Raw genomic sequence first — 12,770 nt, forward strand, 5'->3', positions numbered from 1 at the left:
GGGTCAGCTCTCCTGTTCCTGCGCGTCGAGCAGGGCCGCGACGGCTTCGAGTCCGGCGTCGTCCAAGTGGTGCACCGACATGAGGAGTTCTCCGGCGGCCCGGGGTGTCAGCCGCTCTCCCGGCTCCCGTGGCGCCGTGGCCTGCTCGGCCGCGGGGCCGTCGGCCGTCTCGCGGTCGAGTCCCTCGCGCAGGGCCGTTTCGAGCCGGTGCACCGGCTCGTCCTGCAGCAGCAGGCCGAGCGGCAGGTCGACCCCGAGGTCCGCGCGGATGTCGCTGCGGATCTCCAGGGCGAGCATCGAGTCGACGCCGAGTGCGGTGAGCGACGCCGCCCGGTCGCCGCCGGCGGCTTCGGCGCCGACGCGCTGCGCCAGGACGTACGCGAGGTACTCGGCGGCCAGCGCCTGCCGCTGCTCAGGCCCCGCGGAGCCCCAGGCGCGCAGCAGGCCGGCGCCGGGCGTCGCGCCGGGCGAGGCGGGTTCGGGGCGTCCGGTCGCCGTTTCGGGCCGGTTGCCAGGCCGTCGTCCCGGCGCGAACCGGGACAGCTGGGTGTCCCAGTCGAGTTCGAAGACGCCGTGTACGGCGTCGTGGCCGCCGGCGAGGAGCGGGCCGAGGGCGGCGAAGACCCGTCGCGGGTCGAGGAGGGTGAACCCGGCCGCCGCCATGCGGTCGCGGTGCCGCTGGTCGAGGCGGGCCGTCATGCCCTCCGTCACCGGGCCCCAGCCGAGGCTGAGGGCGGGCAGCCCGCGGTCGTGTCGGTGCTGGGCGAGGGCGTCCAGGTAGGTGTTGGCCGCCGCGTAGTGCGCCTGCCCCGCCGCTCCGAGCAGCCCGGAGGTCGACGAGTACAGCACGAACAGGTCGAGTTCCTCGTCCAGCGTGGCCCGGTGCAGATGCCAGCCGCCCGCGACCTTCGGGGCGAGGACCCGCGCGAAAGCGTCCCAGCCCAGGCCGGTGAGGAGGGCGTCCTCCACCACACCCGCCGCGTGCAGGACGCCCCGCAGGGGGACTCCGTCGGCGCGGACGCGCGCCATCAGCCGCTCCACGTCGGCCTGTTCGGAGACGTCGGCGGCGACGACCGTGCAGCGCACGCCGCTGCGCTCCAGCTCCGCGAGGGCCTGCCGGGCCGGTCCTGCGGGGGCGCCGCGTCCGGTGAGCACGAGGTGCCGTGCCCCGTGGTCGGCGAGCCAGCGCGCCGTGCCGATGCCGAGGGCGCCGAGGCCGCCGGTGATCAGATAGGTGCCGTCGGGCCGCGCCCGGAACTCTCCCGTGGCGGTGCCGCGCCGCTGTTCGAGGCGCGGCACCCGCACCTTGCCGTCGCGGACGGCGGCCTCGGACACCTGCTCGGCGTCGCCGGTCAGTACGTCGACGAGTGCCGTGCGGAGGCAGGTGCGCAGGTCGTAGGGGTCGACGTCGACCAACCGCACGTCGGTGTCGGGGAGTTCGTGCACGGCGCTGCGTCCCGCGCCCCACAGCGTGGCCTGCTGCGGGTGGAGGACGGGCCCCGGCCCACCGGTGTGCAGCGCACCCCCGGTGATCAGCGCCAGCCGGGCCGGCGCCGTCCCGCCCGCCTTCTCCAGGGCGCGGACCAGGGCGGGAAGGCTGCCCAGGGCGCGCCGCTGGAGCGCGTTGTCGGGTTCCGCCGCGAGCAGGTCCAGGCCGGCGCAGTGCAGCACGCCGTACGGTCCGGTGGGCTGGATGCCGCTCAGGGCGGCTTCGAGCTGTCCGGCGTCGGCGAGGTCGCCGACCTGCCGCACGGTGACGCCGGCCGGGGCCGTGTCCGGGCGGCCGGCGTCCGGGACGTCCGTCAGAACCACGCAGCGGGCGCCCTGTTGGGTCAGCCCTGCGATCGCGGACGCCCAGTGCCCCTGCCGGTCGGCGAGGACGAGCCAGTGGTCCGGCAGTCCGGTGCCGGGCCGCACGGAGTCGAGGGCCTTCCAGCGCTGGACGTGGACGGTGCCCGGGTCGTCGGTGCCCGTCACCAGGTGCGGCGGGACCAGGCGCAGTTCGAGGCCGGTCAGTTCGACGAGGGGACGGCCGTCCGCGGAGTCGATCCTGACGTCGAGGAGTGCGCGCGGGGTGTCCGAGGCGAAGTCGGCCCTGGCGTGGACCGTCGCCCGGACGCGTGCGGTGCGCGGCACCTCGTCGACGGGGTGGAACACCGCGTGTTCGACCCGGAAGGGCAGCAGCAGTCCGTCGAGGCGTTCCGTGTCCAGGACGTTGAGGCCGATGGCGGTCTGGACGCAGACGTCGATGAGCACGGTCTTCGCCGGCCGTGCGGCGGGGTCGAGGAACTCGGGGACGGTGATGTCCGTCTCCGCCTGCCCGTCCCGCAGCCGCAGCTCCCGCATCCAGCGGAACGCAGGCCCCAGGTCGTAGCCGAGGCGGTGCAGCTGCCCGTACAGGGCGTCGCCGGACAGCGTCCGGGTCCACTCGCCCCGCTCGGCGGGCGCCGGGGTGCGCCGGTCCGCATCGCCTGCCGCGGTACGGATGCGGCCCTGGGCGTGGGTGGTCCAGGAGGTGTCGAGGTGGGCGGCCGCGCCGGGGCGCAGACCGAGCACCCGGGCGTCGGCGGTCGCGCCGCGGGTCTCGTCCAGGACGATCTGGAGGCCGGTGGGCTCCTCGTCCACGGCGAGCGCCCGGGGGAACACCAGGTCCTCGACGAGCACGGGCCGCTGCCCGCCGAACGCCTCCAGGAGGCACGCGGTGTGGTAGGCGCCGGGGACGACGACCCGGCCCAACAGCACGTGGTCGCCCAGGAATGCGGGGTCCCGGTGGTTCACACCGCTCTCCCACCGGCGCTGGGAGGCCTGCGGGAGCGGCATCCTGCGCAGGGCGGTGAGGTCGGCGCCGGTCCGCGGGGCGGCCGGGACGGCGGCGGCGGTGGTGGTCTGCGCGGTGGCGCGCGGCGCGGGCGAGCCGTCCTCGCCGACCCAGTGCCGCTGCCGGGCGAAGGGGTAGGTGGGTGCGGCGACCCGGCGCCGCAGGAGGGGGGCGTGGAAGGCGGGCCAGTCGACGCGCACGCCGTCCGCGTCGAGTTCGGCCAGGGTCCGCTGGAGGGTGTCCCAGTCCGAGCCGCGGGAGGTCAGGCCGGCGAGCCAGGCCGTGTCCGGCTCCCGCCTGCCGCTGCCGAAGCCGGTCAGGGAGCGGCCGGGGCCCATCTCCACGAAGTGTGTGAAGCCGTCGGCGAGCAGTGTGTCGACCGCCTCGCTGAACAGCACCGGGGAGGCCAGCTGGCTCGCCCAGTAGTCGCCGCCCAGCTCGTCGGGCGCGGCGACGGCACCGGTCAGGTTGGTGACGAGGGGGGTGCGCGGGGGCCGGTGGGTGATGCCCTGCGCGGCCTGCCGGATGCGGTCGGCCGCGGGAGCCATGAGCGGGGAGTGGAAGGCGTGGGTGACGTCGAGTTCCACGACGGCCCAGCGGCGCTCCAGGCACGCGGCCCGCACCGCTGCGAGCGCGTCCGCCGTGCCGGAGAGCGTGTACCGGCCGGGTGCGTTGTGCCCGGCGACGGCGAGGTCGCGGCCGTAGGGTCGGACGAGTTCCCGCAGTTGTGCCAGGTCGGGGCAGCGTACGGCGATCATGCCACCGGGCTCGGCGTCCTCGGCGATCGCCGCGCCCCGCTCGGCGACGAGCCGCAGACCGTCCTCCACGGTCAGCACTCCGGCCGCGCAGGCGGCGGCGTACTCGCCCAGGCTGTGCCCGGCGACCGCCTGCGGGCGTACGCCCCAGGAGGCCCACAGCTCGGCCGTCGCGACCTGGAGCAGGAACATCGCGGGCTGCAGGACCTCGGCGCGCTTCAGCAGGGCGCCGGAGCGCTCCCGGTCCGCGAGGGCGGCCTCGACGTCGACGCCCGTGAGCTCCTCGAAGAGGTCGGCGTGGCGGGCCAGTGAAGCCCGGAATCCGCTGTGCCGTTCGTGCAGGTCGGCGCCCATGCCCGCGTACTGGGCGCCCTGTCCGGAGAAGAGGAAGGCGACCTTGGGCGGGCGGGCCGCCTCGCGGCCGAGCACCGCCGTGCTGTCCGCGCCGCCTTCGAGCCAGGCCGCCAGCTGCTCGGCCGCGTCGGCCGTGGAGGAGGCGAGCACGCTCACGCGGTGCGGGAGCCTGCGCCGCCCGACCTGGCTGGTGTGGGCCAGGTCGGCGAGTTCCTCGGCGTCGCGCTCGCCGGGCAGGTCGCGGCCGCTCAGCTCCTGGGCCCAGCGTGCGGCGGCGGCCTTGAGGCCGTCCGCCGTCTTCGCGGAGACGGTGAGGAGTTCCCGGGGCAGCAGGACGGGGGCTGCGGGGGTGTGGTCCGGTGCCTGTTCGAGGACGGCGAAGGCGTTGGTGCCGCCGATGCCGAGGGAGTTGACGGCGGCTCTGCGCACGTCGGCGGGCCACTCCTTGGGCTCGCTGTTGATGTACAGGCCGGAACCGTCGAGGCGGAGCCGGGGGTTGAGCTCCTCGACGTGCGGGCTGGGCGGGACGACGCCGTGGTGCAGCGCGAGGACCGTCTTGATGAGTCCTGCGATGCCCGCGGCGGCCTCCAGGTGTCCGACGAGGGCCTTGACCGAGCCGAGGGCGCACACCGCGTCGTCGCCCAGGGCGCGGCGGATGGCTGACACCTCCAGCGGGTCGCCGAGGAGGGTGCCCGTGCCGTGCGCCTCGACGTAGCCGAGGGCGGCCGGGGGGAGCTGCGCGACGGTCAGCGCCTGGCGCATGGCGGCCAGCTGGCCGTCGACCGTGGAGGCGCCGTAGCTCGTCTTGCCGCCGCCGTCGTTGTTGACGGCGGTGCCCCGGATCACGGCGTAGACGGTGTCGCGGTCCCGCAGGGCGTCGGCCAGGGGGCGCAGCACGACGGCTCCGGCACCGCTGCCGAAGACCGTGCCGCGGGCGCGGGCGTCGAAGGGCCTGCAGCGCCCGTCCGGGGAGAGGATGCCCTGGTCCTGGTGGAGATATCCGGCGAGCTCGGGGACGCGCACGGTCACGCCGCCCGCGACGGCCGTGTCGCACTCGCCGAGGAGCAGGCTCTGGCAGGCCAGGTGGACGGCGACGAGCGACGTCGAGCAGGCCGTCTGCACGGTGAGGCCGGGGCCGGTGAGGCCGAGTTTGTACGAGACCCGGGTGGCGAGGAAGTCCTTGTCGTTGCCCAGGTGCTCCAGCGACGCCGTGCTGTCGAGGAACCTGCCGCCGGTGCCGAGCACTTCGGGGAGGTAGCCGGCCAGGACGCCGCCGGCGCCGCCGAACACCCCGGTCGACTGGCCCGCGTACGGCGCGAGGCGTCCCGCGTGCTCCAGGGCCGCCCAGCACGTCTCCAGGAAGATCCGCTGCTGCGGGTCCATGAGCGCGGCCTCGCGCGGCGCGATGTCGAACAGGCCCGCGTCGAAGCGGTCGGCGTCGTCGAGCACGGCGGCCGTCTTGACGTAGTCGGGGTGGCCGATCCACTGCTCGGCCACGCCCGCGCCGCGCAGCTCGTCGTCGGAGAGGTCGCGCATCGCGGTCCTGCCGGCCACGACGTTCTCCCAGAACTGGCCGATGTCGGCTGCTCCGGGGAACCTCCCGGCCATGCCGACGACCGCGATGAACCCTGCGGCCGCGTCGTCGGCCAGTTCGTCGCTCATGCCTGGTCCCGCGCCTTCGAACGCAGTGCGCGGACCCGCTGCGCGGCGCTCCGGCCCGCGGCCATGCCGGCGGCGGTCGGTGCGTCGGCGGGGGCGGGCGCGAAGTCGGCGGCGGTGCCGCCCTCGGCGGCGATGTCGTAGGCCCGGTACAGGTCGTCGACGGTGCGGATGCTGGTGATCGGGACGAGTTCGCTGAACGGGTCCAGGTCGAGCTCCACCTCCAGCATGGCGGTGATCCTCGCCAGGTGCAGGGAGCGCAGCCCGAGGTGGTCGACGAGCAGGTCGGTGTCCTTGATCTCGGGGAGCGGCCCGCCGTCGCGGTCCTCGCCCACCACTTCCTCGATCATTTCGAGCACTGCGGCCTTGATGGCTTCTCTACGACTCACTGCTGGCCTCCGGAACGCGTGGGGCTGCTGGACGGGGACGACGGGAAGGCGCTCAGCATGTGAACCCGCCGTCGACGGTGAGGGTCTGGCCGGTGATGAACCGGGCCCGGTCGGAGATGAGGAAGGCGAAGACGCCGACCAGGTCGTCGAGGGTGCCGAGGCGGCCGAGGGGGGTGCGCCGGGCGACCCGGTCGCGGGTCTTCTCGGACATGCCCGCGGTCATGTCGCTCTCGAAGTAGCCGGGGGCGAGTCCGACCACGCGGATGCCGACCGGGCCGACCTCCCTGGCGAGGCTGCGGGTGAACCCGTCGAGCCCGGCCTTGGCGGCGCTGTAGACGGAGACGCCGGGCTGGCCGCGGAGTCCGTTGATGGAGGAGATGTTGACGATGCAGCCACCGCCCGCGGCGAGCATCGGCTTGAGGCAGGCCCGGCTCAGCTGCAGCGGCAGGGACATGTTCACCAGCAGGGAGTGGTCGATGTCCGCGGGCGGGGTGGTCGAGAGCAGCCCTTCGAGGCCGACTCCGGCGTTGTTGACGAGCAGGTCGACCCGTCCGAAGCGCCGCATCACCGCGCGTACGAACTCCTGCGGTGCCGTGCCGGTGTCGGCGCCGTCCAGGGCGCTCCAGTGCAGCCGGTCCGGATCGTCGAGGCCCGCGCGCAGCTTGACCAGTTCGTCGGACTCCGTGCGGCTGAACGTGGCGACGCGGTAGTCCTGTTCGAGGAGGTGCCCGATCAGTGCGAGGCCGAGGCCGCGGCTGCCGCCGCTGACCACGGCGACCCGGCGCCCGTCCTGGTTCGTAGCCCGGCTCATCCAGTCCACCCCTGTCGCTTGAAACGGCTGCTGTGCAGCTGTTCCTCGGTCTGTGTGATGACTGCGGGCACCTGGTGGGGTGCGAGCAGTGTGGTGCAGTGCTTGCGCAGCCGTCTGGCCATGGAGCGGGGGTCCTCGGGCTCGACGACCTGGACGCGCGCGGCCACGATCTGCCCGGTGACGGCGTTGGCCCGGCCCTCGACGACCACGTCCCGGACGTTGTCGGCCTGGAGCAGGGCGTTCTCGACCTGGGCGGGGAAGACCTTCTCGCCGCCGATGTTGATGCAGTGCGAGCGCCTGCCGATGATGCGGAGCAGTCCGTCCCCCGCCTCCTCCACGGCGTCGCCGGTGTCCAGCCATCCGTCGCCGTCGAACGGGTCGGGGCTGTTGAGGTAGCCGCGCATGCTGCTGGGCGAGCGGATCCAGAGGGTGCCGTCGACGATCCTCGTCTCGAAGCCGCTGCCGCCCACCCGCATCAGGAGTGAGCCGTTGGCCTCCGAGCGGGTCGGCAGGATGCCCGTCTCCGTCAGTCCGTACGTCTGCTTGAGGCGTGCCTCGGGGAACGTCTCCGCCAGGTGCTTCAGCGTCACGTCACGCATGGGCTCGGTGCCGTAGGTGATGATCCGGAGCGACGACAGGTCGTGGCTGCGGTACGCACCGGAGATCAGCAGCATGTTGAGGAACGTGGGTGTGGTCGGGAGGAGTTCCGCCCGGTGCCGTTCGATGGCGGCGCAGATGTGCTCGGCGGTGCGGCGGGTCTCCACGACGACGGTGCCGCCCGAACAGAGCGTGTGGAACAGCGTGTTGATGCCGCCGATGTGGTCCATCGCCATGAACTGCAGGGCGCGCAGGGGTCGGCCGGGATCGGTGCGGAACCGGTCGAGCAGCTGCGGGAAGGAGTGCAGGGCGGCCTTCACCTCGCCGGTGCTGCCCGAGGAGTAGAGCACCAGGCCGGCTTCCCGCCCGGCCCTGAGCGACTCCAGGAGCGGGTGGCGGTCGCCGGTGCGGGGCGGCAGGGTTTCCGCCTGCCAGGTGTCCGGGCCCGAGAAGGTGAAGACGGTCTCGACGTCGGCGATGTCGAAGCGGGCGCTCCGGGCGTCCGGCGGCGGGTCGTTCGGCGCCAGCGGCACGACGGTGCAGCCCTCGCGGATCAGGGCGAGGACCAGCGCCACGGAGGCGGCCGAGGTGTCGGCGACGACTGCCACGGAGGAGCCGGGGCGCACGCCCGCGGCGTCGATGTCGCCGCGCCGGCCGAGGACCGACTCGACGAGCCGCCCGTAGTCGGCGGTGCCGCCCGTGCCGGTGATCGCCTCGCGTCCCGCGAAGCCGCGCAGCCGGTCGAGCAGCCAGTCCATCGCCATGTCCTGTCGGGGTTCGTTCACAGTCGCTTTCCTCGTGCCGTGAGGTCCGGGTCCTCGGTCAGCGAGCGGCGGTCGATCTTGCCGCTGGGGGTGCGGGGCAGCCGGTCGAACCGGTCGTACGTCGCCGGCACCATGTAGGCGGGCAGGCGGTCGGCGACGTATCCGCGCAGCCTGTTCCTGTCGAGTTCGTCGGTGCCGGTGACGGCGGCGCGCAGCACGGCGATGAAGGCGTTCGTCTGCTCCAGGCGGACCGCGCACTCCACGACGCCGGGGGCTTCGAGGAGCACGTTCTCGATCTCCTGGAGGTCGATCCTGATGCCGCGGATCTTGACCTGCTGGTCCTGGCGGCCGAGGAACTCGATGTCTCCGGAGGGGAGCCAGCGGGCGACGTCACCGGTGTCGTACATGCGGCCGTCCGGGCGTTCGCGCCCGGGGACCTGGTACTCCGGGACGAACTTCTCCCGGGTCAGCTCCTCGTCGCCGAGGTAGCCGCGGGCGACGCCGACGCCGGCGACGTGCAGGGTGCCGAAGACTCCGACGGGCATGGGGTGGCCGTGCCGCAGGACGTACAGCCGGGTGTTGTCGATGGGGCCCCCGATGGGCACGCGGGGCGCGGGGTCGCCGGGAGCGCAGGTGTACGCGGTCACGTCGACGGTCGTCTCGGTCGGTCCGTAGAGGTTCACGAGGCGGGTCCCGTTGGGGGCGCCGAGCACGGTGTGGAAGGAGTCGACGACCTGCCGGGGCAGGATCTCCCCGCTGGAGTACAGGACCCGCAGTCCGCTGAGGGAGCCGGCGAGTCCGCTGCGCTCCACCTCGTCGAGGAAGACGTTCAGCATGGAGGGCACGAAGTGGATCGCGGTGACGCCGTGCTTGCGGACGCCTTCCGCGAGGGCCAGCGGGAACCTCTCTGCGCCGGGGGCGGGCAGGTACATCCTGCTGCCGCCGAACATCCACCAGAACAGTTCCCAGACGGACACGTCGAAGATCACGGGGGTCTTCTGGATCAGCGTGTCGTCCTGGCCCAGCGGGTGGTCGCGCTGCATCCAGCAGAGCCGGTTGACCACCGAGCGGTGCTCGACCATGACGCCCTTGGGGCGGCCGGTGGACCCGGAGGTGTAGATGACGTACGCGAGGTCGTCCGGGGAGCCGTGCCGGACGGCCTCGGGCACGGGCCCGGCGGTCAGTTCGGGCGCCTCCAGGACGAGCGTGTCCACGGGCAGTTCGCGCCCGGCGAGGAGGTGTTCCTGTCCGACCACCGCCCGCGCGCCGCTCCGCTCCAGGATGTCCTGGATCCGCAGCGCCGGCGCGTACGGGTCGAGCGGCGTGTAGGCGTACCCCGCCTTCAGTACGCCGAGCAGCGCCACCGGCAGTTCGAGGCCGCGCTCGGCGAGGACGGCCACCACCACGTCGGTGCCGTCGCCCAGCCGCCCGCGCAGGGCGTGGGCGAGCCGGTCGGACCGCTCGTCCAGCTCGGCGTAGGTCAGCTCCGCGTCGTCCGTGGTGACCGCCACCCGGTCCGGCGTCCTGGCCGCCTGCCCGCGGAACACCTCGTGCAGCGTGCGGTCGTCGGGGAAGTCGCGGGCCGTGGCGTTGAAGTCCGTCAGGACCCTGGACCGCTCGGGCCCGGTCAGCACCGGGCAGTCGACCAGGGGCCGTCCCGGCTCGTCGAGCGCGTGGCCGAGGAGCGTGGCGAAGAGCCCCGCGAGCACGTCGCACTCCGGCCTGGGCGCGCTGTCCGACCGGGCCGCCAGTCTGCCGTCGACGGGGTCGAGTGCCAGGAGCGGGCCGTCCGCGGCCGTCTCGTGCGGGTGCCGGGCGCCCTCGTCCGCCGTACCGGGACCGAGCACGAGCCAGTGGCCCGCGGCGGCGGTGGCCTCCTCCGCGCTCCGCGCCCGCATGTCCTTGGCGATCCGCTCGGCGTGGGCCGCGAGGGAGAGCTCCGGGTCGACGCCGGTCTCCACCACGAGGATCTTGTCGTCCTGCGTGCCCGCCGCGCCGGGCACGGCGACGCACAGGGTCAGCTCCGTGACGAATCCGGCGTAGTGGAACGCGGCCGCGGCCGCCGCGGCGGTCAGGGCGAGCGTCTCCCCCGTCGCGTCCGCGGTCAGCGGCGCGAGCCGCTCGCGGGTCCGCCGGTCGAGTCCTCTGGCTGCCCGTGCCATGTCAGAGCCCCTTCTTCGCGTGCGTCCGCAGCAGGCTGGGCGCAAGCATCCGTTCGACGATCTGCGTGGTGCCCTCGATGATGTTCAGGACCTTGCTGTCCCGGTACGCGCGCGCCGCCCTGCCCGCCTCAAGGACGCCGCGGGAGGCCAGCAACTGGACGGCCTGGGCGGCGTGTTCCTCCAGGACCCGGCAGGTGAAGTACTTCGCCATGAGGATCCGGTCGGACGCGTCCCGGGCGCCGTCGTCCACGGCCCGGGACGCCGCGAGACACATCAGCTTCGCGGCCTCCAGGTCGGTGCCCATCCGCGTCACGAGGGACTGGACCTGGCCGTGCTCCACGAGGTGCCGCCCGAAGGAGCGGCGGCCCGCGACGAAGGCGGCGGCCTCGGAGACCACGGCCTGGAGCATGCCGAGAGCCATCCAGGCGACGGCGTGCCGGCCGTGTTCGAGGGCGTGCGGCATCAGGATGCTCAGCCCGAACCCGTCCCGGCCCACGACGTGCCGCTCCGGTACGACGCAGTCACGGAAGTCGACCTCGGCGAGCGCGGCGGCCCGCAGGCCGAGCAGCTCACCCATGGGGCGGGTCACCAGGCCCGGGTTGTCCCGCTCGACGAGACAGACCGTGGAGTGCCCCGCCCGCTGGGCGAACACGAGGAAGACGTCGGCCAGTTCACCGCAGGTGATGAAGACCTTGCCGCCGTTGAGCACCAACTTCCCGTCACGCTCGGTCAGTTCGGTGCCGATGGTGCTGAGGTCGCTGCCCGCGCCCGGTTCGGTCATGCAGATGGCGGCCGCCCGCTTCCCGGTGGCCAGCCCCGGCATGACCTCCCGCCACTGCTCTTCGGTGCCCCACTTGGCCACGGTCTGGGCGGCCATCCCGTGGACGTTCACATAGGAGGCGAGCGACGCGCTGACCCGGCCGAGCGCCTCGTACAGCAGCCCCGTGCGCACCGCCGTCGCGCCTCCGCCGCCCAGCTCCGCGGGGAGGGCCGCGCCCATCAGTCCCTCGTCGGCGCACCAGCGGACGACGTCGTCCGGCAGCGTGCCGAGCCGTTCCCAGTCGGCCGCGGTGCCGGCCCAGGCCGACTCGACGCGGTGCACGAGGTCCGCGTGGTGACGCTGCTCGTCCGTGGTCAGTAGGTGGTTCACGCCCGTCGATCCCTCTCTCGTCGGCGCCGCCGACCCCGGCGGTGGTCAGGCACCGGCGACCGTCGCCGACTTGGCCTGGACCAGGTCGGCAATGCAGTTGACGGTCGAAAAGTTCTGCAAATCGAGGTCGTCGACGGACATCTTGATGCGGAAGGTGCTCTCCAGGAATCCGACCAGCTGTATCGCGAAGAGGGAATTGACCCGGCCCGTCTCGAAGAGGTTCTCGTCGAAATCGGGCGTACCACTCGTGTCGTACTGCGCCAGGTAGTCCAGGACAATCTGAGTGACTTCGTCACGGTTGATGCTCATGGAGAATTGGTCCTCTCAGTCTTCCGAGCGTTGCTGCGGGCGGTAGCGGTAGAACCCTTCTCCCGCCTTACGGCCGAGCCGTCCTTCCGCGACCATGTCGCGGAGGAGCCCGGCACAGCGGAACTTGTCCTCGCCATAGGACTCGTGCAGGTGATCCAGGGTCAGCGCCACCGTGTCGAGGCCGATGAGGTCGGCGGTCTCCAGCGGACCCATGGAATGGCCGAAGCACTTCTTGAAGACGGCGTCGACGGTGGCGGGCGCGACACCCTGCTCCTCGACCACGCGAATGGCTTCGTTGAAGAAGAGATGGGAGATCCGGTTGCTCACGAAGCCGGGGAAGTCGCCCACGACCACCGCGCTCTTGCCCAGTTGATCGAGCAGTTCCAGGACGTACGTCAGGCATTCATCGGAGGTCGCGTCGCCGCGCATGACCTCCACCGCGTCCTTGAGGTAGGACGGGTTCATGAAGTGGATGCCTATGACGCGTTCCGCACGGGACGTCTCGGCGGCGAGCCTGCCGATGGGAATGCTGGAGGTGTTCACTCCGATTCCCACGTCCGGCGGCAGCACGGCGTCGAGACGGCCGTAGAGAACGCGTTTCACCTCCCAGGACTCGGTGACGTTCTCCACCACGAACTCGCACTCGGCGACCTCCTCGACGCGGGTCGTGAACACCACGCGGCGCAGGGCCTCCTCGGTGTCCATGCGGGGCAGTTCGCGCCGGATCATCGGCCCGTACCGGACCGCGTCGACGAGTTCGTCCTTCGACTGCTTCAGCCGGGACTCATCGGTGTCCACGAGGACCACGTCGAACCCGTGCAGAACAAAATCCGCGGCGACACCGAGCCCGATGCCCCCTGCGCCAATGACGCCCATCGTCCGTGCGGCACTACTTTTCGACACGCGTCACCCCAGGGTCGGAAGAGGAAGGAATGGTCTTCGGGCACGCCGAGCGTCGCCCGGGCAGCCGTGCTGCGCGGTCAGGGATTCGAGGTACTCGCG

Annotated in this window: 8 protein-coding genes; all 8 read right to left on the reverse strand. The window is 72.9% G+C overall.

Annotated features, from left to right (window positions below; genetic code table 11):
* Window positions 1–3: 3 nt before the first annotated feature.
* The 8 genes from AB0H82_RS17600 to AB0H82_RS17635 are packed head-to-tail and all read right to left on the reverse strand — an operon-like array spanning window position 4 to window position 12,671.
* Window positions 4–5,589, reverse strand: a complete 5,586-nt coding sequence (locus AB0H82_RS17600; RefSeq protein ID WP_362993597.1) for a type I polyketide synthase — start codon at window positions 5,587–5,589, stop codon at window positions 4–6.
* Window positions 5,586–5,975 carry a hypothetical protein gene (locus AB0H82_RS17605; protein ID WP_362993598.1) on the reverse strand — a complete coding sequence of 130 codons (390 nt, stop codon included), beginning with the start codon at window positions 5,973–5,975 and terminating at the stop codon, window positions 5,586–5,588. Before AB0H82_RS17605 ends, AB0H82_RS17600 begins: the two co-directional genes overlap by 4 nt.
* Window positions 5,976–6,027: 52 nt before the next feature.
* Entirely contained in the window at window positions 6,028–6,786 is a 759-nt protein-coding gene (locus AB0H82_RS17610; protein WP_362993600.1) for an SDR family oxidoreductase, read from the reverse strand.
* Window positions 6,783–8,168 carry a fatty acid--CoA ligase family protein gene (locus tag AB0H82_RS17615; RefSeq protein WP_362993602.1) on the reverse strand — a complete coding sequence of 462 codons (1,386 nt, stop codon included), beginning with the start codon at window positions 8,166–8,168 and terminating at the stop codon, window positions 6,783–6,785. Before AB0H82_RS17615 ends, AB0H82_RS17610 begins: the two co-directional genes overlap by 4 nt.
* Complete coding sequence (locus tag AB0H82_RS17620) at window positions 8,165–10,309, reverse strand: amino acid adenylation domain-containing protein (RefSeq protein ID WP_362993604.1); 2,145 nt, start codon at window positions 10,307–10,309, stop codon at window positions 8,165–8,167. Before AB0H82_RS17620 ends, AB0H82_RS17615 begins: the two co-directional genes overlap by 4 nt.
* 1 nt (window position 10,310) lies before the next feature.
* Entirely contained in the window at window positions 10,311–11,459 is a 1,149-nt protein-coding gene (locus AB0H82_RS17625) for an acyl-CoA dehydrogenase family protein (RefSeq protein ID WP_362993606.1), read from the reverse strand.
* A 45-nt stretch (window positions 11,460–11,504) separates the two neighbouring features.
* Window positions 11,505–11,768, reverse strand: coding sequence for an acyl carrier protein (locus AB0H82_RS17630; RefSeq protein WP_362993608.1), 264 nt, complete (start codon window positions 11,766–11,768; stop codon window positions 11,505–11,507).
* 15 nt (window positions 11,769–11,783) lie between these two features.
* Window positions 11,784–12,671: a 3-hydroxyacyl-CoA dehydrogenase family protein gene (locus AB0H82_RS17635; RefSeq protein WP_362993610.1), complete on the reverse strand. Its 888-nt coding sequence runs from the start codon at window positions 12,669–12,671 to the stop codon at window positions 11,784–11,786.
* Window positions 12,672–12,770: the final 99 nt, after the last annotated feature.

Origin of the sequence: Streptomyces sp. NPDC050732 (assembly GCF_040654255.1) — a bacterium.
Classification (GTDB): Bacteria; Actinomycetota; Actinomycetes; order Streptomycetales; family Streptomycetaceae; genus Streptomyces.